The sequence below is a fragment of the Novosphingobium sp. MBES04 genome, assembly GCF_000813185.1.
GTDB lineage: Bacteria > Pseudomonadota > Alphaproteobacteria > Sphingomonadales > Sphingomonadaceae > Novosphingobium > Novosphingobium decolorationis.
On the sequence record NZ_DF850488.1, the window covers coordinates 1,033,763 to 1,058,947 of the forward strand.

Annotated in this window: 24 protein-coding genes and 2 pseudogenes; 3 read left to right on the forward strand and 23 right to left on the reverse strand. The window is 65.6% G+C overall.

Annotated features, from left to right (window positions below):
* Positions 1 to 396, forward strand: a pseudogene (locus MBENS4_RS26410) (OmpA family protein); the annotation flags it as partial.
* A 314-nt stretch (positions 397 to 710) separates the two neighbouring features.
* Here MBENS4_RS26410 and queC read toward each other — a convergent pair.
* The 6 genes from queC to MBENS4_RS27275 form a co-directional block, all read right to left on the reverse strand.
* Positions 711 to 1,406, reverse strand: a complete 696-nt coding sequence (queC, locus tag MBENS4_RS04655) for a 7-cyano-7-deazaguanine synthase QueC (protein WP_039389095.1) — start codon at positions 1,404 to 1,406, stop codon at positions 711 to 713.
* A gap of 59 nt (positions 1,407 to 1,465) precedes the next feature.
* Positions 1,466 to 1,879, reverse strand: a complete 414-nt coding sequence (locus MBENS4_RS04660) for a hypothetical protein (protein WP_052321996.1) — start codon at positions 1,877 to 1,879, stop codon at positions 1,466 to 1,468.
* Between the two features lie 35 nt (positions 1,880 to 1,914).
* Complete coding sequence (hslO, locus tag MBENS4_RS04665) at positions 1,915 to 2,832, reverse strand: Hsp33 family molecular chaperone HslO (RefSeq protein WP_084591944.1); 918 nt, start codon at positions 2,830 to 2,832, stop codon at positions 1,915 to 1,917.
* Positions 2,829 to 3,755, reverse strand: coding sequence for an ornithine carbamoyltransferase (argF, locus tag MBENS4_RS04670; RefSeq protein WP_039389098.1), 927 nt, complete (start codon positions 3,753 to 3,755; stop codon positions 2,829 to 2,831). The genes hslO and argF overlap by 4 nt, the downstream gene beginning before the upstream one ends.
* On the reverse strand, positions 3,755 to 4,945 hold the full coding sequence (locus MBENS4_RS04675) for an aspartate aminotransferase family protein (RefSeq protein ID WP_039389100.1): 1,191 nt from the start codon (positions 4,943 to 4,945) through the stop codon (positions 3,755 to 3,757). The genes argF and MBENS4_RS04675 overlap by 1 nt, the downstream gene beginning before the upstream one ends.
* A gap of 146 nt (positions 4,946 to 5,091) precedes the next feature.
* Positions 5,092 to 5,859 carry a cold-shock protein gene (locus MBENS4_RS27275; protein WP_039389101.1) on the reverse strand — a complete coding sequence of 256 codons (768 nt, stop codon included), beginning with the start codon at positions 5,857 to 5,859 and terminating at the stop codon, positions 5,092 to 5,094.
* Between the two features lie 298 nt (positions 5,860 to 6,157).
* Here MBENS4_RS27275 and MBENS4_RS04685 point away from each other — a divergent pair, with 298 nt between their 5' ends.
* Positions 6,158 to 6,592 carry a TIGR01244 family sulfur transferase gene (locus MBENS4_RS04685; RefSeq protein WP_039389103.1) on the forward strand — a complete coding sequence of 145 codons (435 nt, stop codon included), beginning with the start codon at positions 6,158 to 6,160 and terminating at the stop codon, positions 6,590 to 6,592.
* A 192-nt stretch (positions 6,593 to 6,784) separates the two neighbouring features.
* Here the strand turns inward: MBENS4_RS04685 and MBENS4_RS04690 are convergent.
* From MBENS4_RS04690 to hisN, 16 genes and pseudogenes are all read right to left on the reverse strand, one after another.
* A pseudogene (locus tag MBENS4_RS04690) lies at positions 6,785 to 7,122 on the reverse strand (P-II family nitrogen regulator).
* A gap of 204 nt (positions 7,123 to 7,326) precedes the next feature.
* Complete coding sequence (locus MBENS4_RS04695; protein ID WP_039389104.1) at positions 7,327 to 8,646, reverse strand: ammonium transporter; 1,320 nt, start codon at positions 8,644 to 8,646, stop codon at positions 7,327 to 7,329.
* Positions 8,647 to 8,660: 14 nt separating this feature from the next.
* Positions 8,661 to 8,999, reverse strand: coding sequence for a P-II family nitrogen regulator (locus MBENS4_RS04700; protein ID WP_039389106.1), 339 nt, complete (start codon positions 8,997 to 8,999; stop codon positions 8,661 to 8,663).
* 148 nt (positions 9,000 to 9,147) lie between these two features.
* Positions 9,148 to 9,849 carry an endonuclease/exonuclease/phosphatase family protein gene (locus MBENS4_RS04705; protein WP_039389108.1) on the reverse strand — a complete coding sequence of 234 codons (702 nt, stop codon included), beginning with the start codon at positions 9,847 to 9,849 and terminating at the stop codon, positions 9,148 to 9,150.
* Between the two features lie 107 nt (positions 9,850 to 9,956).
* Positions 9,957 to 11,495 (reverse strand): peptide chain release factor 3, encoded by a 1,539-nt coding sequence (locus MBENS4_RS04710; protein WP_039389110.1) that lies wholly within the window; start codon positions 11,493 to 11,495, stop codon positions 9,957 to 9,959.
* 95 nt (positions 11,496 to 11,590) lie between these two features.
* On the reverse strand, positions 11,591 to 12,343 hold the full coding sequence (locus MBENS4_RS04715) for an SDR family NAD(P)-dependent oxidoreductase (protein WP_039389112.1): 753 nt from the start codon (positions 12,341 to 12,343) through the stop codon (positions 11,591 to 11,593).
* A gap of 67 nt (positions 12,344 to 12,410) precedes the next feature.
* Positions 12,411 to 13,301, reverse strand: coding sequence for an aldose 1-epimerase family protein (locus MBENS4_RS04720; RefSeq protein ID WP_039389114.1), 891 nt, complete (start codon positions 13,299 to 13,301; stop codon positions 12,411 to 12,413).
* 37 nt (positions 13,302 to 13,338) lie between these two features.
* Entirely contained in the window at positions 13,339 to 15,750 is a 2,412-nt protein-coding gene (gene pheT / locus MBENS4_RS04725) for a phenylalanine--tRNA ligase subunit beta (RefSeq protein WP_039389115.1), read from the reverse strand.
* Positions 15,751 to 15,773: 23 nt separating this feature from the next.
* Entirely contained in the window at positions 15,774 to 16,871 is a 1,098-nt protein-coding gene (pheS, locus tag MBENS4_RS04730) for a phenylalanine--tRNA ligase subunit alpha (RefSeq protein WP_039391745.1), read from the reverse strand.
* A gap of 89 nt (positions 16,872 to 16,960) precedes the next feature.
* Positions 16,961 to 17,809, reverse strand: a complete 849-nt coding sequence (locus MBENS4_RS04735; protein ID WP_242404918.1) for a helix-turn-helix domain-containing protein — start codon at positions 17,807 to 17,809, stop codon at positions 16,961 to 16,963.
* A gap of 203 nt (positions 17,810 to 18,012) precedes the next feature.
* The gene (rplT, locus tag MBENS4_RS04740) at positions 18,013 to 18,372 is read right to left on the reverse strand and encodes a 50S ribosomal protein L20 (RefSeq protein WP_039389117.1); all 360 of its coding nucleotides are present in this window, start codon (positions 18,370 to 18,372) and stop codon (positions 18,013 to 18,015) included.
* A gap of 13 nt (positions 18,373 to 18,385) precedes the next feature.
* Positions 18,386 to 18,589, reverse strand: coding sequence for a 50S ribosomal protein L35 (gene rpmI / locus MBENS4_RS04745; protein WP_007012839.1), 204 nt, complete (start codon positions 18,587 to 18,589; stop codon positions 18,386 to 18,388).
* A gap of 143 nt (positions 18,590 to 18,732) precedes the next feature.
* Positions 18,733 to 19,158, reverse strand: coding sequence for a CHAT domain-containing protein (locus MBENS4_RS27140; RefSeq protein WP_084591946.1), 426 nt, complete (start codon positions 19,156 to 19,158; stop codon positions 18,733 to 18,735).
* The gene (locus MBENS4_RS04755; protein ID WP_159108015.1) at positions 19,068 to 21,584 is read right to left on the reverse strand and encodes a CHAT domain-containing protein; all 2,517 of its coding nucleotides are present in this window, start codon (positions 21,582 to 21,584) and stop codon (positions 19,068 to 19,070) included. Before MBENS4_RS04755 ends, MBENS4_RS27140 begins: the two co-directional genes overlap by 91 nt.
* 96 nt (positions 21,585 to 21,680) lie before the next feature.
* The gene (locus MBENS4_RS04760; RefSeq protein ID WP_052321998.1) at positions 21,681 to 22,130 is read right to left on the reverse strand and encodes a gamma-glutamylcyclotransferase family protein; all 450 of its coding nucleotides are present in this window, start codon (positions 22,128 to 22,130) and stop codon (positions 21,681 to 21,683) included.
* A 37-nt stretch (positions 22,131 to 22,167) separates the two neighbouring features.
* A complete protein-coding gene (hisN, locus tag MBENS4_RS04765; protein ID WP_039389124.1) occupies positions 22,168 to 22,953 on the reverse strand; it encodes a histidinol-phosphatase in 786 nt (261 codons plus the stop codon).
* Positions 22,954 to 23,159: 206 nt separating this feature from the next.
* On the opposite strand from hisN, the gene MBENS4_RS04770 reads away from it, so the two are divergent.
* A complete protein-coding gene (locus MBENS4_RS04770) occupies positions 23,160 to 24,041 on the forward strand; it encodes a helix-turn-helix domain-containing protein (RefSeq protein WP_239026318.1) in 882 nt (293 codons plus the stop codon).
* A 20-nt stretch (positions 24,042 to 24,061) separates the two neighbouring features.
* Here MBENS4_RS04770 and MBENS4_RS04775 read toward each other — a convergent pair whose 3' ends face one another.
* The gene (locus MBENS4_RS04775) at positions 24,062 to 24,997 is read right to left on the reverse strand and encodes a ribose-phosphate pyrophosphokinase (protein WP_039389128.1); all 936 of its coding nucleotides are present in this window, start codon (positions 24,995 to 24,997) and stop codon (positions 24,062 to 24,064) included.
* Positions 24,998 to 25,185 lie beyond the last annotated feature (188 nt).

A 25,185-nucleotide genomic window follows, 5' to 3' on the forward strand; every position in this document is an offset into this window, starting at 1 on the left:
GCCTCCCCGCCGCCGCCGCCGCCGCCGCCGCCGCCGCAGGTTGTCTGCAACAAGGGCCCGTACATCGTGTTCTTCGATTGGGACAGCTCGGACATCACGCCCGAGGCCGCCACGGTCCTCGACAGCGCGATCACGGCATATGGCAACTGCGACAGCGTTCCGATCATGCTCGCCGGCTACACCGACTCGTCGGGTGCCAAGACCTACAACATGGGTCTTTCCGAGCGTCGTAACGACTCGGTTCAGGCGTACCTGACCTCGCACGGCATCCCGGGTTCGGCGATCTCGAGCGAAGGCTTTGGCGAAGAGAACCAGCGCGTTCCCACCGCCGACGGCGTCCGCGAACTGCAGAACCGCCGCGTCGAGATCACTTACGGTCCGGGTTCGGGCATGTAAGCTGACCGGCAACGGTACAAAGATCAGGGGGCTGGAGAAATCTGGCCCCCTTTTCTTATGGGCAAGTCCCATTTCCTCCCGTCTTCACGGATGCTGCCGAGAGCCTTCAGGCATGAAAAGGCCGCCGATCACACTTGGTGACCAGCGGCTCTGTGAGAAATAGAGAAGTCGGCAGAGCCCCCTTGCCAGCTAGCGGTGCTAACGCAGGTGGAAGTCGACAGGGCCAGGGCCCTCGCCTCCATCTCCTTGTGGCCAATTCCAGAGTTGCCATCGGCGCTTACAGGCTCATACGCAAGCGCCCGTCCACCTTCCGATCAGGCCGCGTAGTCGGTCCCGTCGGTCAGACCAGCCTGCTCGAAGCCGCCCTTGCGCAAGCGGCAGCTGTCACACTCCCCACAGGCACGACCATCGGGCTGCGGATCGTAGCACGACCAGCTCATCGCCGGGTCCAGGCCGAGCCGAATGCATTCGCGCGCAATGTCCGCCTTGCCCAGAAACTGGAGCGGTGCGCGGATACGGAACGGCTGTCCTTCCGCCCCAGCCTTTGTCGCCAGGTCCGCGATATTCTCAAATGCAGAGATAAACTCCGGTCGGCAATCCGGGTAGCCCGAATAGTCGAGTGCATTCACACCGATGAAGATGTCACTCGCCCCGATCGCCTCCGCCCAGGCCAGCGTCAGCGACAGGAACACCAGGTTGCGTGCAGGCACATAAGTGACTGGGATATCCTCGCCCACCCCATCCTTGGGCACGGCGATGTCGTCGGTAAGCGCAGAGCCTCCGAAACGGCGCAAGTCGAGCGGCAGCACCACGTGGCGCACTGCCCCGAGGTGACTTGCGATAGCACCCGCCGCATCGATCTCGCACTGGTGCCGCTGGTTGTAGTCGATCGTGAGCGCGTTGAGGCGATAGCCCTGCTCCCGCGCGAGCGCCGCCGAAACCATCGAATCGAGCCCGCCCGAAAGGAGCACAACGGCATCCTTGACCGAATCCTGTCCTGTAGTCGTCATGCCTCTTGCGCTAGGCCCGAACGTCCCAGCGCGCAAGAACATCGCCCAGAACGCTCAGCTCAGCGCGGACACGTCCCCAGACGTCGACCTTCAGCGGCAAAGGCAAAGGGCAAGCCATTTCGGATCCCCTGGCTGTCGATCTGGATAAGGCCATCGGTCTCGCGCCGGATCGTGGTTCGCCCATAGCCATTGCCGGGACATGTATACTGGACCGTTACCTCACTGGGCCGATCGAGCACGACGACCTGCTCACAATCCAGACCGCTGTGGCGCAGCTGCACCAGATCGCGACCGGAAGCGATGCACATGCGCTCCTCGCCCCCGCCAGAGCCGCGCATGCGCAACATCCAGTTGCCAGGATCGAGGCGGTCCAGCATCGCCAGAGCCCCACTCTCGCCAAGTGCTGGCCCGGCCATCAGGCCAAGCCCGCACAGCCCTGCGAACACGAACGTCCCGGCAAACTTCTTCATCATCCTCGCTCTCTTGCCGTTAGCGACCCGGCGATCCCCTAAACCGGGATATTCAAGACTTTGGAACAGAACGCACAGTCGACCGGAATGGTGCCATCCTCTTCGCGCATGTCGGCCAGCTGATCTTCCGGAAACCGCGAAAGGATCGTCTTGTAGTGCTCGACCGTGCAGCGGCAACCGCGCTGGAGCAGCACCAACGGTTCGACCCGGACTTCATCCTCCTCATGGAAGAGGCGCCAGAGAAGCTCTTCCAGCGTCAGGACGGGATCGAGCAGCTCATCGCGCTGCACACTGCCGGCCATGACCGAAACATGCTCCCAGTCGGGGTGATCTTCCTGGGCGTGCAGACGTGCCTGCCCTTCCTCCCCATCGGGCAGGAACTGCATGAGAAGCCCGCCGGCCATGCAGCGCTCCCCGTTCGAGCGCACCGAGATGCGCAGCAGCGTGGGCACCTGCTCGGACTGGGCGAAATACGCCTCGCACGCATCGGCCAACGAAGCCCCTTCGAGCGGCACCACACCCTGGTAGCGCTTCTTGGTGGCCGCCAGATCGAAGGTGATCGCAAGATACCCGGTACCGAACAGGGCCGGGAGGTCGAGCTGGAGTTCCTCGTCCTGCATGTCGGCGAACTTCTCGGCATCGAAATGCACATAGCCGCGCACTTCACCGTCGCGGTAGTCGCAGACCATCATGTCGACCAAGCCGCCCTCGGCCTGCGCCTGGATCGTGAGCTGCGCGCCCTCTTCCTTGAGCAGCGAGCCCATGAGCGAGGTCATCACCAGCGCTTCAGCCAGAAGATGCTTGACCACGGGGGGATAGGCGTGCGCCGAAAGCACGGTTTCGAGCACCGGCCCGAGGCGCACGACACGTCCACGCGCGTGCCGGTTGGGTAGCGAGAAGGCCAGGACCCGGTCGAATCCGGTGTCCTCACGCGGCAAGGTCGGATCTTCGCTCACAGCTTGCCAAGGCTCCACAGCAGGACCGACTTCTGCCCGTAGAGGCGGTTTTCCGCCTCGTCCCAGACTACCGAGGCGGGACCGTCGATAACGGCGTCCGTGACTTCCTCGTTGCGGTGCGCCGGAAGGCAATGCAGGAACACCGCCCCCTCAGCCGCGTGCGCCATGAGGCTCTCGTTGACCTGATAGGGTTCAAGCGCCTTGATGTGCGCTTCGCCGCCCTCCTGGCCCATCGAGACCCAGGTGTCGGTCACGACGACTTGCGCCCCGCGCGCCGCTTCGAGCGGATCGTGCGTGATGACGATCTCGCCGCCCGCCGCACGGGCCCGCTCGACGAAGCCGGCGTCGGGTTCGTAGCCCTCGGGCACGGCCAGGCGGAGCGTGAACTTCATCAGGCCAGCGGCCTCGATCATCGAGTGCGAGACATTATTGCCATCGCCCAGCCAGGCCATCTGCAAGCCAGGCAGCGCGAAGCCATGCTCAACGATGGTCAGAAGATCGGCCACGATCTGGCAGGGGTGCGAAAGGTCGGTCAGGCCGTTGATCACGGGAACGTCGGCGTAGTGCGCCAGTTCTTCGATCTTGGCGTGATCGTCGGTGCGGATCATGATGGCATCGACCATGCGGCTGAGGACACGTGCCGTGTCCGCAATCGTCTCGCCGCGCCCGATCTGGGTGCTGCCCGCTTCCATGATGATCGTGCTGCCGCCCAGTTGGCGCATGGCCATGTCGAAGGACACGCGCGTGCGCGTGGAATTCTTCTCGAAGATCATGGCCAGCGTGTGCCCTGTCAGCGGTGCATCGCTGTCCGCCTTGCCCTTGGGCCAACCGGCACGTGCGGCCTTGCGCTCGATGGCATCGTTTATCATCGCGGCGATGGTCTCGCCGCCCGCATCGCTGAGACTCAGGAAATCGCGCGACATCAGACCGCGTCCTCGGGGGCATAGCTGGCCGCCGCGGCCGAAAGCTTCTCGAGGAACTCGTCGATGTGGCTGTCGTCGATCACCAGCGGAGGAATGACGCGCATGACCTGGTCGCCCGCCGATACGGCCAGAACCTGATGGTTGTCGCGCATGTGTGCGACGAAAGGCCGCGGCTCGACCTTCATCTTGAGGCCAAGGAAAAGGCCCTTGCCGCGCACGCCTTCGAAAAGCTCGGGGTAGTTGCCGATGAACTGCTCGAGGCGCGCCTTGAGGCGTTCCCCCTTCGCGCGCACGTCTGCAAGGAAGCTTTCCTCGCCTACCACGTCGAGCACGGCGCCAATGGCCGCCATCGCGAACGGGTTTCCGCCATAAGTCGATCCGTGCGTGCCGAAGGTCATGCCCCGCGCCGCCTTCTCGGTTGCAAGGCATGCGCCGACAGGGAAGCCGCCGCCAATGCCCTTGGCCGTGGCGAGAATGTCCGGCTCAATGCCATATTGCTCGTAGGCGTAGAAAGTGCCGGCCCGGCCGACACCGCTCTGAACCTCATCGAGGATCAGCATGAGGTCATGCTTGTCGCACAGCTCACGCAGGCCCTTGAGGAAGGCCTCGTCCGCAACGCGGATGCCGCCCTCGCCCTGAATCGGCTCGACCAGGAAGCCTGCGGTGTTGGGCCCGATCGCGGCTGCGGCCGCCTCGAGGTCGTTGAAGTCGACGTATTTGAAGCCGGGCAGCAGGGGCAGGAAACCCTTGTGCATCTTCTCCTGGCTCGAGGCACTGATCGTCGCCATCGTGCGCCCATGGAAGGCGTTGTTGAAGGTGATCAGTTCGAACTTCTCGTCGTTGCCTGCCGACTGGTGGTAGACGCGCGCGGTCTTGATTGCGCACTCGACCGCCTCGGCGCCGGAATTCGTGAAGAACACGGTGTCGGCAAAGGTCAGGTCGACCAGGCGCTGCGCGATGGCCTCCCCCTGCGGACTGCCATAGAGATTGGAGACGTGCATCAGCGTCTCGGCCTGCTTCTGGATGGCCGAGATCAGACCTTCATGCGAATGGCCCAACGCGTTGACCGCAATCCCGCTTGCGAAATCGAGGAATCGGCGACCATCCTCGCTGATGAGATGGCAATGTTCGCCGCGAACGGGCCGAACACCGCACCGGGGATACACAGGCATCAACGGAGTGATCGACATTTCGAAAAATTCCTCGAGTGAAGTTTGAAGAAAGGGGGGAAAATCAAACGCAAACGACAAATGGCGGCCCTTGCCGGACCGCCATTTGCGCGCTTCTAGGCTTTTGCAGACCCCCGGTCAAATAACCGGGGACCTGCCGGCCGGGATCAACCCTGGAGCGGCGTCAGGTTGACCGCCGAGTACTTGCCTCGTCGATCGACCTCGATGTCGAATTCCAGACGGTCGCCCTCATTGAGGCCGGTCATGCCGGAACGTTCCACCGCGCTGATATGCACGAAGGCATCCTGCTGACCATCGTCGCGAGTAATGAAGCCGAAGCCCTTCATCGAGTTGAAGAACTTGACCGTGCCCGTAGCCTTTTCGCCCGTCAGCTGACGCTGCGGCGCGGCATCGCGCTTCTGGACCGGGATCACATCGCCCACGACCGAGAGATCGCTGGCCGAGACCTTGCCGCCACGATCGACAAGCTGGAACTCGAGCTGCTGACCTTCGGCGAGACCTTCAAGGCCCGCACGCTCGACCGCGCTGATGTGCACGAAGACATCGTCCCCGCCTTCATCGCGCTGGATGAAGCCGAAACCCTTCGAGGCGTTGAAGAACTTGACGACGCCACGGCCCTGGCCGACGACCTGTGCGGGCATGCCGCCACCACGGCCACCGCCGGCACCGCCACCGCCACGCGGGCCGCCGCCGAAGCCGCCGCCACCGCCGCCGCGCGAGCCGCCACGGTCGTCGAAACCGCCGCCGCCACCGCCGCCGAAGCGGTCACCACCGCCTCCAAAGCGGTCGCCCCCGCCGAAACGGTCACCACCGCCGAAACGGTCCTGTCCGGCAAAGAAGGGATCAAATTCGTCCTCTCCGAACCGATCCCGCTTGTCGCGTCCCCTTCCGCGACGACCTCTATCAAAACCCATGTTTACGAACGTACCTTCGATGCGCCCTAGTAAGCAGTCACCCGTACACGTGGACGAACCGTGCCGAGAGTCAGCCAGAGTTACCCGCGATTTCCGCAATCGCTCTGCTGCGATTAGGATTCATACACGAGTCTTGGCCCGATAGCGAACGGAATTACGCGCCAATTCGGTCCGGCACCGACAGTCCGGGCCGTTTGAGCGCGAAATTGGGGGTTGCCAGCAGCCCTGACTCACGTTTGATGGGCGAATCATTTCCGCGTCTTACGAGGCGCAAAACGCCGGCCGGAGGCTCGAATCCATGTTCGCCAAAATTACCGATTCCATGTACGCCAGCCCGCAGATCGACACCTCCGCGATTGCCGAGGCAAAGGCTCTGGGCATCACGCTGATCGTCAACAACCGCCCAGAAGGCGAAAGCGACGACCAGACGCCCGGCAGCGAGATCGAAGCGGCAGCCAGGGACGCGGGCATCGCCTACACCGCCATCCCGATCACCCACGGTGGTTTCAGCGAAGGCCAGGTCGACGCGATGATCGCCGCACTTGAAAGCAGCGAAGGCCCGGTCCTGGGTTACTGCCGCTCGGGAACCCGCTCGACCCTGCTGTGGTCGCTCGCACGGGCCAGATCGGGCGACAATCCCGGCGTCATCGCCGCACAGGCCGCTGCAGCTGGTTACGACATCTCGCCGATCCGTCAGATCGTCGACGTGCTGGCGGCGAGCGCGAAGGGCTGACGGAGCTAGTCCTGGAATTCTCAGAAAATGGATTCAAGGGGCCATCGCCCCTTGAGCCCAAAATCGACGACCTCACCTCCTAACACCGAGGGAGCGCGCGGAAGGTGAGCCAGACAGTTCGGGGAGCCCGAGGGCGATGGCCCTAGGACGTCATCCTTGAGATCGTCCGCTTTCCTGAAGGATGACGGCGCTTTAGAGAGCTAGATCGCCCTGCTCGCCCGTGCGCACACGCAGCACCTCGCGAGGTCAAAAACAAAAACCTTGCCATCGCCGATCTCGCCCGTGCTGGCCGCTTCGCGCAAGATACCGATCACCGTGTCCGCGAAGGCATCCGAGACCGCAATCTCCAGCTTGATCTTGGGCAGCATGTTCGAGGAGTACTCGGCCCCGCGGTAGACTTGCGTCTGCCCCTTCTGGCGCCCGACGCCGCTCACCTCAGATACCGTCAGGCCCGACACGCCCGCCTTGTCGAGCGCGGCCTTCACTTCGGTGAACTTCATCGGCTTGATCACGGCGGTCACGAATTTCATGGCAGCTCCCCATCCAGCTTGGCCTCGGCCCGGTCGCGGCAGCTTAGGGACTGCACGAGAGGCGTCAATCCACCCAAATGCGCCGAAGAGCGGCACGAAAAAAGGGCCGGCGCATACGCGTCCGGCCCGAAAAGGTTGCGTTCGCAGGAGGAACATCGTGAGGCTGCGGCGACGACCTGCGCCGCCGCAGCCAATTCGGTAAGATTAGTTGTAGGCGCGCTCGCCGTGCTCGCCGATGTCGAGACCTTCGTGCTCGACCTCTTCGCTGACGCGCAGGCCGGTGATCAGCTTCGCGACGAAGATGGCGATGACGGTGCCGACACCCGCCCAGACGAGCGAGATGAGCACGGCTTCGATCTGGATAATGACCTGCGCCATCATCGCGGTCGAACCGTCACCGGGCCCACCAAGGCTCGGCTGGTAGACGAAGCCGGTGCCGATGGCGCCGACGATGCCGCCCACGCCGTGGATGCCGAAAGCGTCGAGCGAGTCGTCGTAGCCAAGGGCCGGCTTCACCTTCGAAACCATGAAGAAGCAGATGATCGAAGCAATCGCACCCAGCACGATGGCGCCGAACGGACCCGAGTTACCGGCCGCCGGGGTCACCGCGACGAGACCTGCGATGATGCCCGAGCAGAAGCCCAGGGCCGACCCCTTGTGACCGGCCAGACGCTCAGCAAGCATCCAGAACAGGCCCGCCGATGCGGTCGCAACGAAGGTGTTGATCATGGCGAGACCCGCGGTGCCGTCAGCTTCGAGCTCGGAACCAGCGTTGAAGCCGAACCAACCCACCCACAGGAGGCCGGTGCCGACCATGGTCAGCGTCAGCGAGTGCGGGGGCATCGGCTCGCTGGGATAGCCCTTGCGCTTACCCAGGATGATGCACGCGACAAGCGCCGAGATGCCTGCGTTGATGTGGACCACGGTACCGCCCGCGAAGTCGAGAGCGCCCATGTCGAACAGCAGCCCGCCATCCCACCAGACCATGTGCGCGATCGGGAAGTAGACGATGGTCAGCCACACGGCCACGAAGACCATGGCCGCCGAGAACTTCATGCGCTCAACGGTTGCACCGAAGACCAGCGCAGCGGTGATCGCGGCAAAGGTCATCTGGAAGCTGATGAAGACGTATTCGCTGATGACCTCGTCCGAGAACGTGGCCGCGGTGCTGTCGGGCGTGGTCGCCGACAGGAAGAGGTTGCCCCAGCTGAAGAAGGCGTTGCCTTCCGGACCGAACGCGGTCGAGTAGCCGTAGATCACCCAGATGAGCATCGCGAGCGCGGCGGCGGCGCCGACCTGGGTCATGGTCGAGAGCATGTTCTTGGACCGGGTAAGGCCGCCGTAGAACAGAGCCAGGCCCGGCAGGATCATGAGCAGGACGAGGACCGTCGAGGTCATCATCCAGGCGTTGTTGCCGGGGTTGGGTACAGGCGCTGCCGCGGCAGCTTCCTGCGCAAAGGCGGGCATGGCGGCGAACAGCGACGCGGTGAGAGCGCCTGCGCCGCCGAGAATCGTGCGGTTCATGTTGGTTAGCCTCCTCAAAGCGCCGTATCGCCGGCCTCGCCGGTGCGGATGCGCACGGCAGACGCGAGGTCGAGAACGAAGATCTTGCCGTCGCCGATGGCTTCGGTGCTGGCGACCTGCTGGATGGTTTCGACGATCTTGGGCGCCAGCTCGTCCGGCGCAGCCACTTCGATCTTCACCTTCGGCAGCATGTTGGTGGAGTATTCCGCCCCACGGTAGATTTCGGTCTGCCCCTTCTGGCGCCCGAACCCCTTCACTTCGGAAACGGTCATGCCCGCGACCCCGATCGCGCCAAGCGCTTCTCGAACTTCGTCGAGTTTGAAGGGCTTGATGATGGCTATGATGAACTTCATGCCTGTCCCCTGTTTGCTACCGGCCCCACGCCGGCTGAAAACAGATCAGCAAGTTCTATGCCAAATCACCTATTCGGAGATTTACGCCGCTTAACGGACCGGCAACGCTATTTTCAGCTGGCGCGAAGCCCGATTCCTGTGCAGCTGCCTATTTTTTAGGCAGGTCGAGCGCAGCAAATACAGGCAGGTGATCAGATCCTATCGCGGAAAGCGCACTGCGATGGACATTTGTTCCACGAACTTCCCACCCATCGGATATAATGATGCGATCCAGCTGAGCCATCGGCCTACGCGAGGGAAAACTGCGGCCCGGTGCCAGCACCCGCCAATCATGTCCGAACTCGCGAAAACAGCCCTGTCGCGACCACTCGTTGAAATCCCCGAGCAATACAGTGGGACATTGCTCGCGGCACTGCGCGATGTGGTGCAGCACGCGGCGCACCTGCTGGCGCCGACGCAGGCCTGAGAGGTCAAGGTGCATACCGACCACGCGAACCCGGCGCCCTTCCACCGCAAGATCGGCGCGCACCGCGCCGCGTGGCTCCAGTACAGGCAAGTCGACCGGCGCGGCCTCAAGCAGCTCGATCCCCTTGCGTACAAGAAGTGCATTGCCGTGCCAGCCCAGGCTGTCGGGCTTCATCGAAAGCGGAACCGGCGTGTAGTCGGTCGCGGCGTGAATGGCATCGAGCGGAAGCGCCGCCATACGCCGCCCGAACCGGCGGTCCACCTCCTGCAGCGCCACGATGTCGGCATCGACTTCGAGCAGGATGCGCAGGATCCGCTCGTAATCGCGCCGCCGGTCGAGACCGACGGCCTTGTGGATGTTGTAGCTGGCAAACGTGAGCGGCACGAAAGCTCCCTTCCCGACCTCGGACAGGCCTTGCCAAGCTAGGAACAGAGCGCCCGCTTGCAAGACCTTCCCCTAAGCAAGCTCCGGGAAGGCCACGAGTTCCGCCCTCAGCGCTCCTTGGTTGCGCTGAAGGTCAGCTCCGGATTGCGCTCCTGCTGGTAGTTCACGTCCCAGACCGAGCGCGCCATGAAGACGAGGTCGCCGTCGCGGTCGCGCGCAAGGTTCATCTTGTTGAAGCTCTCGAAATCGTCGAGCGCCTTGTCGGTCCCCTTGAGCCAGCGCGCGGTATCGAAGGGCGAGGCTTCGAGCATGGCCTCGACCTTGTACTCGGCCTCAAGCCGCGAGATCAGCACTTCGAGCTGGAGCTGGCCGACCACACCCACGATCCACTGTGCGCCGATCTCGGGATAGAACACCTGGATCACGCCCTCCTCGGAGAGGTCGTCGAGCGCCTTTCGCAGCTGCTTGGTCTTGGTCGGGTCCTTGAGCGCCACGCGGCGCAGGATTTCCGGCGCAAAATTGGGCAGGCCGATGTAGCGGATCTTGTTCTTCTCGCTCAGCGTGTCGCCCACGCGCAAGGTGCCGTGGTTGGGAATGCCGATGATGTCGCCGGGCTCGGCGGTGTCCGCGATTTCGCGGTCCTGCGCGAAGAACATGATCGGCGAGTGGACGGCGATAGCCTTGCCCAGCCCGGACGGGGTCAACTTCATGCCCCGCTTGAAGGTGCCCGAGGCGAGGCGCATGAAGGCGATACGGTCGCGGTGCATCGGATCCATGTTGGCCTGGACCTTGAAGATAAAGCCAGTGACTTCGGGCATCTCGGGATCGACCGGCCCCTCCTCGCTGGGTTGCGGACGCGGCGGCGGGGCGTACTGCGAAATCGCATCGATGAGCTCGGCCACGCCGAAGTTCTTGAGCGCCGAGCCGAAGTAGACCGGCGTCAGATCGCCTGCCCGGTAGGCCTCGAGGTCGAAATCGGGGTAGCCAGCCTGCGCCAGCTCCATTTCCTCGGCCACCTCTTCGGGCAGCTCGACGTTCTCGTCGACCTTGCCGAGGAACTCCTTGCTGGGCCCCTCGGGGCGGCTGACTTTGCCGCTGGCGATGTCGTAGATGCCCTGGAACAGGCCGCCCATGCCCACCGGCCAGGACATCGGACACACGTCGAGTGCGAGCATGTCGGCCACTTCGTCGAGCAGGTCGAAGCAGGCCCGGCCTTCGCGGTCGACCTTGTTGATGAAGGTGATGATCGGCACCGAGCGCAGGCGGCAGACCTCGAACAGCTTGCGGGTCTGCGGCTCGATGCCCTTGGCCGCGTCGATCACCATGATGGCCGAATCGACGGCGGTCAGCGTGCGGTAGGTGTCTTCCGAGAAGTCCTCGTGGCCCGGGGTGTCGAGCAGGTTGAAGGTCACCGTCTCGCCATTCGCGTCGGTGCGCTCGAAAGTCATCACCGAGCTGGTCACCGAGATGCCGCGCTGCTGCTCGATCTTCATCCAGTCCGAGCGCGCCCGGCGCGCCGCGCCGCGTGCCTTGACCTGCCCGGCAAGGTGGATCGCGCCGCCTTGCAGCAGCAGCTTTTCGGTCAGCGTGGTCTTACCGGCGTCGGGGTGCGAGATGATCGCGAAGGTGCGGCGTGAATTGCTCATGCGCGGGCCTTTACGCGCCCTGTCCCGGTATCGCAACGCCGGGACAGCCAAGAAAGCGGGCGGGAGGCCCCCGCCCGTTCAAAAACCTTGGCGGATCAACCCTCTTCGCGCGCGACCTTGAAGCCCGCGAAGGACTGGCTGACCGGCATCAGTTCGAGCGTATTGATGTTGAGGTGGGCAGGCAGGCTTGCGACCCACAGGATCGTCTCGGCAATGTCCGCGCCCGTCATCGGGTTCGCGCCCTGGTAGAGATCGTCCGAGGCCTGCTGGTTGCCGCCGGTGCGCACGACGGTGAACTCGGTCTCGACCATGCCCGGCTCGATCGAGGTGACGCGCACGCCCGTGCCTGCAAGGTCCGAACGCAGGCCAAGCGAGAACTGGCGTACGAAGGCCTTGGTCCCGCCGTAGACGTTGCCCCCGGTGTAGGGATAGGTCGCCGCGACCGAGGCGAGATTGACGATCAGCCCCTTGCGCGCGATCAGCATGGGCAGGAGCTTGTGGGTGAGCGAGACCAGCGCGGTGACGTTGGTGTCGATCATGGTCTTCCACTGCGCGAGATCGCTTTCCTGCGCCGGGCTGGTGCCCAGCGCGAGGCCAGCGTTGTTCACGAGGCAGTCGATCCCGGCGAAATCGGCGGGCAGCAGCGCCAGCGCCTCGTCGCGCGCCGCTTCATCGCAGACATCGAAGGCGCAGGCATGGACGTTGTCCGCGCCCAATTCCCTGACCAGATCGGCCAGACGGTCGGCGCGGCGGCCCGTCGCCACCACGCGCCAGCCCGCCTTCACCAGCGCGCGCGCAGTGTCCGCGCCGATCCCCGAGGTTGCTCCGGTAACGAGGGCTGTCTTCATGGGGATCTCCTTGGAACTTTGGGGGCGGTACGGGTCGTCGATTGATGTCCCGATCCCTTGCGCGGCGTCAGCCCGCGTCGAGGATCGCGATGTGCAGTTCGAAGAACCGGGTCTGGCCTGCCGGTACCGAGATCACGCCCGGCTTCTCGCGAAAATCGCCTTCGAAACCGACCGGATCGGCGATGCCCTGCCAGGGTTCAATGCACAGGAAGTCCGCGCCAGGCTTCTGCCAGATGCCGAGCATGGGGAGCGCCGGGCTCTTGATCGCAATGCGCGGACCATTGGTCGGGCCGAACTTGACCACGCGGCTGTTGAGCTTGTCCCAGATCAGCGCGTCAGCCTCGAACAGTTCGGGGCGCGGCACGAAGGAATTGCCCTTGATCGGCGAGTGCTTGCGGTCCGCCAGCAGCAGGCCGGTGTCGGGATCGAGACGGCGGATGCGGTGCGGCTCGTCCTCGGAGAAGACGATCTTGTGGTCTTCCTTGGCCCCCGCACCCGGCAGCGGCCAGGCAAAAGCCGGGTGAAACCCGATGCTGAAAGGCATCGGCACCTCGCCGCAGTTCTGCACGCCCGCACCGATCACCAGCTTCTTCTCGATCAGCCGGAAGTTGACGTTGAGCTTGAACTCGAAGGGGTAGACCGCGCGGGTCGCATCGCTCGCGCCAAGGCTGAACATCACGCGTTCTTCCTCGGCGATCAGCACCTCGAACTCGCTGTGCCGAGCAAAGCCATGGCGCGGCAGTTCGTATTCGGTGCCGTTCAGGCGGTAACGCCCGTTGTTGAGCCCCCCGACAATCGGGAACAGGATCGGCGCGTGGCCGCCCCAGAATTCCGGATTGCCATCGGTCATGAACTCGCGGCCCTCGCCATCGACGAGGGACCACAGTTCGGCTCCCAGAGGATTGATCCGGGCCGTCAGGTCCCCGGATCGGATGGTGACCAGTTCGCTGTCCGACACGCGCGCGTCTCCTGTCCGTTCGTTGCCTCGCCGCGCGTCAGCCGCGCAGCGTGGCTCCGAGCTTGGCGGCGGCCTGCGTCACCTTCTCGCTGATTGCCTTGAGGTCGGCCTCCTTGTAGCTCTTTTCAAGCGGCTGGAGCGTGACTTCAAGAGCCAGCGACTTCTGGCCTTCGGGCACGCCCTGGCCGCGGAAATCGTCGAACAGGCGCGCGGCCACGATGTTCACCTTGTCCGCGCCCTGGACCACCCGCACCAGGTCGGCGGCGGGAAGTTCGGCGGGAACGAGGAAGGCGAAGTCGCGCGTCACCGACTGGAGCGCAGGCGGAGTGTAGGAGGTACGGGTAAAGCTCGCCGCACCCTTCTTGCCCGGGATCGCATCGAGGAAGATCTCGACTAGAGCCACGCTGCCCGCGATGTCGAACTGCTTGGCAATGGCCGGGTGCAGCATGCCAAAGCGCGCGAGCACGTTCTTGGGACCAAGGCGCAGCGTTGCCGACTGGCCGGGGTGGAACTGGGGGCCCGCCTCGCCCATGACCTGCAGCTTCTCGACAGGCGCGCCCGCCTCGGCGAGCAGAGCCATGGCTTCAGCCTTGGCATCGTACGCGTCGAAGGCGACGGCCTTGCCGGTGGCCCAGCCACGCGAGGCCTTGTCACCCGCAAGGATCACGCCGAGCGTCAGGCGCTCATCGCTCGCCCCGCCCTTGCCGCGCAGGTAGCGACGGCCCAGTTCGAACAGGCGCAGCGAGGAGGAACCCCGGTCCAAGTTGCGCTTGGCCGCCGAAATGAGGCCCGGCAGGAGCGAGGGACGCATTGCCTTCAGGTCTTCGCTGATCGGGTTGGCCAGAACCCACAGCTTTTCCTCGCCTGCAAAGGCCTCGGCCTCGGCTTCGGGAAGGAAGGACCAGGTCACCGCCTCGTTGAGACCGCGCGCGGCCGCAGCGCGGCGCACGCGGCGCTCCAGCTTCTGCGCCGGGGTCGCGGTGGGCAGAGCGACACCATCGGCGCGCGGAAGGGCCACGCTCGCGATGTTGTCGAGGCCATAAATACGCACGACTTCCTCGACGATGTCGGGGGCGCCGTCGACGTCCGGGCGCCAGCCCGGCACGGTGACCGCCCAGGCCTTGTCGTGGCCCGTCTCTGCAGCAACGACCGAGAAGCCGAGGCTCTCCAGGATCGCCTGCTGCTGCTCGGGCGCGATGACCACACCGCCAAGGTCACCGGTGAGCGCCGGATCGAAGTGGACGATCCTGGGCGTTGCGGGCGCAGCGCCCACGCGCACGACCTCGGACGCCTCACCACCGCACAGCGACTGGATCAGCGCAGTGAGGAGGTTCAGGCCGGTGTCGAGGAAGGCCGGGTCAATGCCCCGCTCGAAGCGCGCACGCGCATCCGAGGTGAGGTTGAGCGCGCGGCCCGTCAGCGCGATGCGCTGCGGGTCGAAGTAGGCGATCTCAAGGAGAACGTCGGAGGTCGTATCCTCGCAGCCCGAGTGCTGGCCGCCCATGATGCCTGCGATGTCGTGGACGCCCGCCTCGTCGGCGATCACGGTCATGCTGGGATCGAGAGTGTACTCCTTCTCGTTCAGCGCGGTGACCTTCTCACCCTCGGCGGCGCGGCGCGCAGTGACCGCACCGCTCAGCTTCGCAAGGTCATAGGCGTGCGCGGGACGGCCATAGGCCAGCATCACGAAGTTGGTGGCATCGACGAGCGCGGAGATCGGGCGCTGGCCCGCAGCCTTGAGGCAATCCTGCAGCCACTGCGGCGAAGGACCGTTCGTCACGCCCTTGATGACGCGGCCGTGGAAGGCCGGACACCCTTCGGCGTCCTCGATGCGGATCTCGACCGGGCACGGGAAGCTGCCCGCAACGTCGGCAGCTTCAATCGGCTTGAGCGTGCCCAGACCGGCTGCGGCGAGGTCGCGCGCGATGCCGTAGACGCCCATGCAGTCGGGACGGTTGGGGGTGATCGAGACGTCGATCACCGGATCCGCGCCGTGGTAATCGGCGAAGGCCATGCCCACCGGCGCATCCTCGGGAAGCTCGATGATGCCTTCGTGCGCATCGCCCAGTTCCAGCTCGCGCACCGAGCACATCATGCCGTTCGATTCGACGCCGCGGATGGCCGACTTCTTCAGGACCATGCCGTTGGCCGGAACGCTGGCGCCCGGAAGGCCGAGCACGCCCAGCATCCCCGCACGCGCGTTGGGCGCGCCGCACACGACCTGCAGCGGATCGCCCTCGCCGGTGTCGACCGAGAGGACCTGCAGCTTGTCCGCGTCAGGGTGGCGCGCCGCGGTCAGCACCTTGGCGACGCGGAAACCGGCGAGCTTCTCGGCCGGGTCCTCGATGCCCTCGACCTCGATGCCGATGCGGTTGAGGGTGGCGGCGACATCCTCGATGCCGGCGTCGGTCTCAAGGTACTGCTTGAGCCAGGAAAGCGAGAATTTCATCGTATCTAGTCCTCTTTTTCCGCTCAGGCCGGGGTGCCGACGCCACCCGAGAGGGTCGGCACGTCCATGGCGGAAAAACCGTAATGCGAAAGCCAGCGCACATCGCCGTCAAAGAAGGCGCGCAGGTCATCCATGCCGTATTTCAGCATAGCGAGGCGGTCGACGCCGGTGCCAAAGGCAAAGCCCTGCCATTCGTCGGGATCGAGCCCGGCCGCTTCGATGACGCGGCGGTTGACCATGCCCGAGCCGAGCACTTCCATCCAGGCGTGGCCCGGCGCATCGCCCGAGCCGCCAACCACGCGGCGCCCATTCTCCTGGCTGTAGCCCACGTCCACTTCCACCGAGGGCTCGGTGAAGGGGAAGTAGCTGGGGCGCAGGCGCAGCACGATGTCATCGCGCTCGAAGTAGGCCTTGAGGAAGGTCTCCAGCGTCCACTTGAGATGGCCCAGGTGAATGCCCTTGTCGATGACCAGGCCTTCAACCTGGTGGAACATCGGCGTGTGCGTCGCGTCGCTGTCCGAGCGGTACACGCGGCCCGGCGCGATGATGCGGATCGGCGCGCCCTTTTCGATCATCGAGCGGATCTGCACCGGCGAGGTGTGCGTGCGCAGCAGCATCTCGCGGCCCTTCTCGTCCCGGTCGGGGAAGTAGAAGGTGTCGTGCATGGCGCGCGCGGGGTGCGTCTCGGGCATGTTGAGCGCGGTGAAGTTGTGCCAATCGTCCTCAATCTCGGGGCCGGTCGCAACCGCGAAGCCCAGGTCCGCGAAGACTTCGGCCAGCTCATCCATGACTTGCGAGATCGGGTGGACGGACCCTCGCGGCGTTTCGGGCGCTGGGAGCGAGAGGTCGATGGTTTCGGCAGCGAGGCGCGCTTCGAGCGCGGCGCTTTCCAGCGCGTCCTTGCGCTCGGCGATGGCGCCCGTCACGCTTTCACGCAGGGCGTGGATCTTGGGCCCCTCTTCCTTGCGCTCGTCCGGGGTCATCTTGCCAAGAGTCTTGAGCAGACCCGAGATCGAGCCCTGCTTGCCCAGGAACTCGACGCGCAGGGCTTCCAGCGTATCGAGATCCCCGGCCCCTTCGATGCGCGAAAGAGCGTCCTGGCCTGTTGCTGCGTAGTCCACGTCGAGTTCTGCCTGTTCTTTGGTCAATGTCCTGAGCGGGGTCCTTTAGGAGCCTCTCCGGCGAAGCGCAACGATGGAGCGCCCGCCGATCAGGCGACCAGCGAACGCGTGCCACCGCGCGGGCCGACTTCCTCGACCATGTAGCGCGCCCGCTCCTTGAGCACGGCATCGACGAAAGGCTTGGAACGATGGCTGTATTCGGAGGGCGTCATGCCCATGAACTCGCGAAAGTCGCGGACGAACTGGGCCTGGTCGCAGTACCCCGGATCGAGCGCATCGATCCACTTTAGCGAGGGGTCCGCTGCAAAATGCGCAAGACTGCGCAGGAAGCGCTGGCGGCGCAGCAGGAGCTTGGGCGGGAAGCCGAAGGCGCGCTGGCACAGGCGTTCCAGCGTGCGGCGCGTGACACCGGCCCTTCCGGCGAGGTCCTCCACGCTGCTGACCTCAGGATCCCGGATCGCCTCGTAGGCCGCCGCAATCGTACCTGCGGCCGGATCGTCGATCGGCTCCAGCCCCATGAAGAATTCGGTAATCCGGCACAGTTCCCCCCTCGCATCGGGCACACCCGACGAAAGCGTGTCGGCCAGGGGTCGGAAACGTTCGAAGGCCGGATCGGCCATGCCGTCGACAAGGCGGTTGGCGTAATCGCGCGCAGGCTTGCCCACGAGCAGCGCCCATCCCAGCGGGTGGATCAGCACGCCCCACTGCCGCACGCTGCCGGTCCGCACATAGGCTTCCTGCGAACGCGCGCCCGACACCACGAAGCGCGAACCGGGCAGAGCCTCGCCCGAACGGGTAGTACCTCCCACGACCCCTTGCGCATTGAAACGCATGGTCGCCCAGTCCGGGAACATGAAGTCCTCGACCATCCCGCCATCGGGTACGTCGATCTCGATCAGAAAGACGCTCGCAAAGTAGCGATGCAGTTCCGGAGCCACATCCAAGTAATTAGCCGTAACTTTACAGCGAGCCGTCATGCACGACCCATAGCCGAGAAAGTTCCGGCGGTTAAGTAAAAGTTACAAGGGTTAAAAGGAGGGTAAGTATACCCCCAAAGGAAAGGGCGCGGACATTGCTGCCCGCGCCCTTGCGCTTCGTCCACGGGAGGCTCCGAAGAGCCGCCCCGTATCCGATCCGATGCTTACGCCGGAAGCGCGGCCTTGGCCTGCGCGATCACGGTCGAGAACACCGCACCCTCGTTCATGGCGAGGTCGGCCATGGTCTTGCGGTCGAGCTCGATGCCGGCGAGCTTGGCGCCGTGCATGAACTGCGAGTAGGTCAGACCTTCGTTGCGGACGGCAGCGTTGATGCGCTGGATCCACAGGGCGCGGAAGTTGCGCTTCTTGACCTTGCGGTCACGGTACGCGTACTGGCCAGCCTTTTCGACGGCCTGACGGGCAACGCGGATCGTGTTCTTGCGACGGCCGCGGTAACCCTTGGCCTGATCCAGAATACGCTTGTGCTTGGCACGGGTGGTAACACCACGCTTGATACGGCTCATTGGTCAGTACTCCTCAGTTGAGCCCGTAGGGCGCCCACTTCTTGATCGTCTTGGCATCGGCGTCGGAAATGACCTCGGTGCCGCGATTCTGGCGGATGTACTTGCCGTTGTGGCTGATCAGGCGGTGGCGCTTGCCGGCGACACCGTGCTTCACCTTGCCGGTGGCGGTGAGCTTAAAGCGCTTCTTGACGCCGCTCTTCGTCTTCAACTTGGGCATTTTCGTCTCCTTTACAGGGACACGTTCGGTCGACCCTGGCAGCCCTTGTCGCCAGGCCGACCCGCGAATCTCTTTGTGAAAGACTCAACCGTGTCGATTGAAGGGCGGCCCATTACCGGCCAACGGCGCGGAAGGCAAGCCCCTCAATGGCCGACCAGGACCATCGCCGCCCAGTTCCCGGGCTGCGCCGCGCCTTCGGGGCCACGCCCGGCGATAAGTTCAAGCTGCGCGCTCTGGAGTGCGCGCGCCGCAGCGCGCCCCCTGGCGTGCTCCTCGAGCGCGCGGACCACCAATTGCGCGGCCACGTCATCGCGCACCGGCCAGTGCGAGACGAGCAGCGAGTGCGCCCCTGCGTGCAGGAAGGCCGCGGCAAGCCCTGCAAAGATCGGCGCGCCCGGGGCCCCGCCGCTCGCCGTATCGCAGGCCGAGAGGATGACCCAGTCGGCATCGAGACGCAGCCGCATGACCTCCGAGGCCATCAGCAGGCCGTCCGCAGCCGCCCCCTCGCCCCGGCCAGGCGCGAGGACGAGTGCAGGCTCTTCAAGCCCGGCCCGCGTTCCACCCGCCAGTCCGTGAACGGCGAAAGCAGGATATCGTAGTCCTCCAGCGGCAGGGCCGCGAGAGCCTCTTCCCGGGCCTCCTCACCCACCAGCAGCGTGGCACGGTCCTGTCCGAACACGCTGGCCAGCGCCTCCAGTTCGCGCGCCGCGCCAGGCAGCGGCGCCAGATCGGAGAGGTCCACGCCTGCCGAGCCCGAGGGGCCACGCACGGGCGCTCCCACGCCCAGAAAACGCCGCCGCCCCGCCTCGGACCGCGAAGCCTGCTCCCCCATGAGGAGCGAAGGCGCAACGCGAACACTGTGCTCGCGCACCAGCCAGGCGACCTGTCCCGGATCGACCTTCCCCCCATCCCTGCCCACGCTTTCACGCACGAGCAACGCCGGAGGCAGCCCCGCCAGATCGCCTCCCGCGAAATAGACAAGGTCGCGATGGCCTGCGAGGACCTCGGCCAGTTCGTCCGGAAAAAGTGCCTGGTAAAGGCCATGTGCGGCCTCGTAGGCAAAGACGGGGGGCTCCCCCGCGATGGCCCGCGGCGAGGCCGGATCGAGCGATGCGCGCAAGGTGCGCAGCTGCCCGCGGACGGTGCTGCGGGGCTGGGCCGACTGGCCCCAGACCAGCCCCTCGCGCGTGACCAGGATCGTCACGACGTGGTCTTCCAGCAGCAGCGGGGCGAGAAGCGCCTCGTCCGGTGCAAGCCCTGCCCGATAATCGGCGAGGGCGACCGGTTCGGGGCGTCCAAGCGTGCGCAAGCTCGGCACCTCGCGTTCGAGGCGCTGCTCCAGCGCGGCGATCTCGCTGTCGTTCGCGGCGATCTCGGCGGCAAGGCGCGCCGCACGCGGCCCTTCCCCGGCCGAAAGCGCAAAGCTGTTCTCCCGCTCAAGCGCCCGGCGACGATACAGGCGATCCTGGAAGTTGCGCACCAGGTCGGCGGTCTGCGCGTTTGCGGCGGCGGCGCGCGCAGCCACTTCGCGCGTCACCACCACGATGTCGGACATGTTGGCAAGCTGGAGGTAGCGGAAGGCGGCCTCCTCACGCCCCGTGCGCAAGGCCAGATCCGCCGCAACCGCAAAGCCCGGCGCGAAGGTCGGCGCGAAACGGACCAGATCGCCGCGGCTGGCGGCGGCGTCGAGAAGGCGGGTCTCGAGCCGCTGCGCGACACTCTGCACACGGGCCCAGGCCTCTTCCTGCCGTCCCAGCGCGGCCAGAATCCGCGCCTCGCCGATCTCGAGCGGCATGCGGCGTACATCGTCCGCCTCGAAACGGCTGCGCAGAACGGTCATGGCCGGTACAGCTTCGGCCAGGGCCGCTTGCGCATTACCCTGCGCCAGGCGCGTCAGCGCGCGCTCCATATGGGTGCGGGCGCGCTCGGGATCATCCTCGGGCAGGGCCTTGTCGACGATAGCCACGGCCGCATCGCGGCGCTCGCGGGCAACCGCAAGATCCCCGCGCTCCTGCGCGGCATCGGCGGCATTGCGCAAGGGGAAGGAGGCACTTGCCGGGTCGCGCCCGATACTGGCCCTTTCGTGGAACTGTGCAGCCTCCAGCCAGAGCGTCTCGGCCTCTTCCAGGCGTCCCAGACGCCGCAGCACGCCTGCATAGTTCGACAGCGAGATCGCCCGGTAATGCCAGCTCTCGGCCTGGTAGGCCCCTTCCAGTTCGACAACCCGCGCGAGCGCCTTCTGCGCCTCGGCATAGCGCCCCGTGGTCAGGAGGATTGCGCCCAGGTTGCCCAGCGCCAGGGTCTGTAGCGGACTGTCCTCGGGCAGGTGCGCGGCGGCATGGTTGGCCGCCCGCTTCGCCTCCGTAAGCGCGGCTTCGAGCTGGCCGACCATGAACAGGGTGCCTGCGTGCGAGGCCATCTGGTTGACCACCGCCGGATCGGCCGGGTCCTGGCAGCGCGCGGCAAGGTCGGCCGCGATCCCGTATTCGCGCTCCGCCTCGCTGTAGCGCCCCTGCGCATAGGCGACAGTGCCAAGGCCGTTATGCGCAAAGCTCGCTGCGGCCGACTGCGCCCCTGACGTCGCCTCGGCCAGAACCAGCGCACGGCGGGCGCTGTCCTCGGCGCGCGCGTTCTGTTTCGTATCGGTCAGGATCGTTGCCATCACGGTCAGCGCCTCGGCTTCGAGCGCGGTGCCCGTCAGGCCCGCCTGCGCGATCTGCACGAGCGTCCCCTCCCCCACCTCCAGCGCGGCCTCCGCCTGATCGGAATAGTCCAGCGACCAGGCAAGGCGGGTCTGGCCGCGCACGTCCCAGCGCGCGCCCACGCCACCTGCCCGCTCCGCCCTTGCGAGGAGCGCGCGCCAGTCGTTCGCCTGCCCGGCGCTATCGGCGTACCTGTCGCGCGCCAGAGCGCGTGCGAAAGCCTCTTCCAGAGGAGTTTGCGGCGCAGGCTCGGCCACAGGTCCGCTGCAGGCCGCAGATGCCGGCAGCGCCATGAAGGCGGCCCAGGCCGCAGCTGCGATTCGAACCCCGATCCTCATCCTGCGCGTCGGTATGAAGGCTAAGCCTGTGAATACAAGTGCGCAGAGGCATTACGCCTGCCGAAAGGATGAAGCTCCGGTGTCCACAAGCCAGCGCGCGAAGTCGCCACCGGGCAGTTCGAGGCTCCCGCGCGGCAGCGGACGTGCATAGCGATAGGCCTGCGCGGCCCGGCAGCGACCATCATCCAACCGGGCGCCGATCGCCGCGCGCCGGTACTCGCCCGCCCCGTGCGTCCGGGAACTACAGCCCTCGTAGGCGTCAAGTTCGCCCAGCGTCGCGCGCGTAAAGGAGGGCCTTGCCGCGTAGAGCATCCCTATAACGCGCCCCTCACCGGGCAGGAGCGCAGGATACCACCCGTCGGGGTCGCAGATTGCGACAAGGCGCCCGCGTACCTGCGCAGGCCCCAGGACCCGAAGGTGGGCATGGATCCGGCGCGTAAGTGCGGTTTCCATGCCTGCAAGCAACGTGCCGTAGAAGAAGAAGCGGCGCGGCGCGTTCACCCCTGCGCGCCCTTGCGCGCCGCCGGGCGGCGCACACTCAATGGTTGCAGACCATCGCCTCGACCACGTCCTCCATGCGCGCCGGATCGCCGAGCGCCAGCACGTGCCCTTCCGAGGCCGCGTGCAGGGGGTCGCCGTTCCAGTCGCACATCATGCCGCCTGCCCCCTCGACGATGGGAACAAGCGCGGCCCAATCGTAAAGCTTGAGGCCCGCCTCGCAGACAAGATCGATATGGCCCGAGGCAAGCAGGCCGTAGTTGTAGCAATCCCCGCCCATGACCATGCGCTTGTGGTCGGTCTTGGCCGCAAGCGCCATGAAGTGCTCGCCCTGGTGATTGTCGAAGTAGTGCGGGCCCGTCGTGGCCAGCACCGCATCCGACAGTTCGCGGCAGCGGCGCGTTTCGATGGGCTTTCCGTTGAAGGTGGTGGCGCGCCCGCTCGCCCCCACCCAGCGCTCGCCCAGGATCGGCTGGTCGATCACGCCCAGCACCGGCCAGCCATCGACGAGCAGCGCGATCAGCGTGCCGAAGATCGGGCGGCCCACCACGAAGGAGACCGTGCCATCGATGGGATCGAGCACCCATTCTCGCCGCGAGGTGCCCTTCTCGGTGCCGAATTCCTCACCGGTGATGCCGTCCTCGGGCGCTTCGGCCCGCAGGATCTCGCGCATGGCCTCTTCGGCCGCGCGGTCCGCCACGGTCACGGGCGAGGCATCGCCCTTCTTCTCGGTGTCGAGATTGGCGGCGCGAAAATAGGGGCGAATAGCCTCGCCGGCCGCATCGGCTAGGCGCAGGGCAAGGGCGAGGTCCTGTTCGATCGTCATGGCGGCCCTGTTCTCCCAGCGTGGAGGCAAGGTCAAGACACAGGTGCAACCAAGCGCGCGTGATTGGCGCTTGTCGCTCACCGAATCCGCGAGTAGGCCCAAGCCGAGGGAGCATAAGACAGAGGCAGGAATTGGTTCAGAAAAAGGCGCCCGCCTTCAATCCCCTTATCGTTCCCGAATTCGGCGTCACACCTGCGGGACAACCGATGTCCTACAATCGCGGACCTTCGCGTGATCTGGCGCCGTGGATTGGACGGATCTACATCAGCAAGGTCGTGCTGCCCCCGGATTACACCCTGGAATGCAGCCAGTTCAACGACATCGCCTGCCTGCGTCTGCAGCTTGCGGGGCGCTGGGCCGCGAAGACCGCGAATGGCTGGGAAGAGGCAGAACGCTCCGCCTGCCTATTCGGCCCGCAGACCCATCCCATGCCCGTCCGCGTCTCGGGGAGCTTCACCAACATCGGCGTTGCCATCCGGCCCGGTGCCAGCACGGCACTCAAAGGCGTACCACTGGGCGAGATCGTCAACCGGCTGGTGCGCACGGGCGACCTTGGCCTTCCCGAAGACGAACTTCTCGCCCGCTTCGCACCTGAAGGGACTCCCGAAGACTGGGCGCGAGCCCTGGAAGACCTGTTTCGCGAACGGGTGGAGGAAACAGGGGGCGCCGTACCCGACCCGATCTCGGTCCAGTTCGAGCAACTGGCCTACCGCACGCCCTCGATGACAGTGGCGCAGGCTGCGCGCGATTGCGGGGTGGATCGGCGGCGACTGGAACGGGTGATCCTGCGCGACTACGGGCTACCGCCCAAGCAGGTCCTGCGACGCGCCCGCGCGCTCGACATGGCCAGCCACCTGCGCGGGGTGGGCGACCGCTCCGAAGCCGAAGCGATCATGCTGCGCTATTACGATGAAAGTCACCTGATCCACGAATTCGCGGATCTCTTCGGGGTCTCGCCGGGCCAGTTTGCCGCAACGGCGCAGCCGCTGCTGACGCTGTCGCTCGAGGCCCGCCAGGCGCGGCGCCTCGAAGACCTCAAGCGGATCGCTCCGGGCGATGCACGCCCCTGGCAGAAGGCCCCCGCCTGAGGGCCTTCTGCGCAGATAGATCAGTCGAACAGGCTCGAGACCGAGCTTTCGTCCGCGATGCGGCGAATCGCCTCGCCCAGCAGCGGGGCAATGGTGAGGATGCGGATACGGTCGGAAGCCTGCGCGGCCTCGGTCGCCTGGATCGAATCGGTGATGACCAGTTCCTTGAGCGCCGAGTTGTTCACGCGCGAAACCGCCGCACCCGAAAGCACGCCGTGGGTGATGTAGGCCGTGACGCTCGCCGCGCCCTGGTCCATCAGCGCCTGCGCCGCGTTACATAGGGTGCCGCCCGAATCGATGATGTCATCGATGAGAATGCAGGCGCGGCCCTGGACGTCGCCGATGATGTTCATGACTTCCGACTGGCCCGGACGGTCACGGCGCTTGTCGACGATCGCGAGCGGCGCGTTGTCGAGGCGCTTGGCGAGCGCACGGGCGCGCACCACGCCGCCCACGTCCGGCGAAACCACCATCAGCGACTGGTCGCCATAGCGGGCCTGGATGTCGGCGGCCATCACGGGGGCTGCGAACAGGTTGTCGGTGGGGATGTCGAAGAAGCCCTGGATCTGGCCAGCGTGCAGATCGACCGAGAGGACGCGGTCGGCGCCGGCTTCGGTCATCAGGTTGGCGACCAGCTTGGCCGAGATCGGCGTGCGCGGGCCGGGCTTGCGGTCCTGGCGGGCGTAGCCGAAGTAGGGAACGACTGCGGTGATGCGGCGCGCCGAGGCACGGCGCAGCGCGTCGATGCAGATCAGCAGTTCCATCAGGTTGTCGTTGGCCGGGTAGCTGGTCGGCTGGACGACGAAGACGTCTTCACCGCGCACGTTCTCGTGGATCTCGACGAAGATTTCCTCGTCCGCGAAACGACGCACGCTGGCATCGGTCAGCGGCAGCTCCAGATAGGCGGCAACCGCGCGCGCCAGCGGAAGGTTGCTGTTACCCGACATGATCTTCATTGCGAATCCCCGAAAAATGCCACTCGTGAGGCCAGAACGCGCCCGCCCTTAGTGACCCGTCACCCAAATGCAATAGAGACGCCCCGCTTTTTTGCGCGTCGTGAACGGCTGCGCGCGGCGTGCCCCTTTCAGCAAAAAGGCCGGATCCACCTGCGTGGAACCGGCCTTTTTCGTTAGCTGTCAGAACG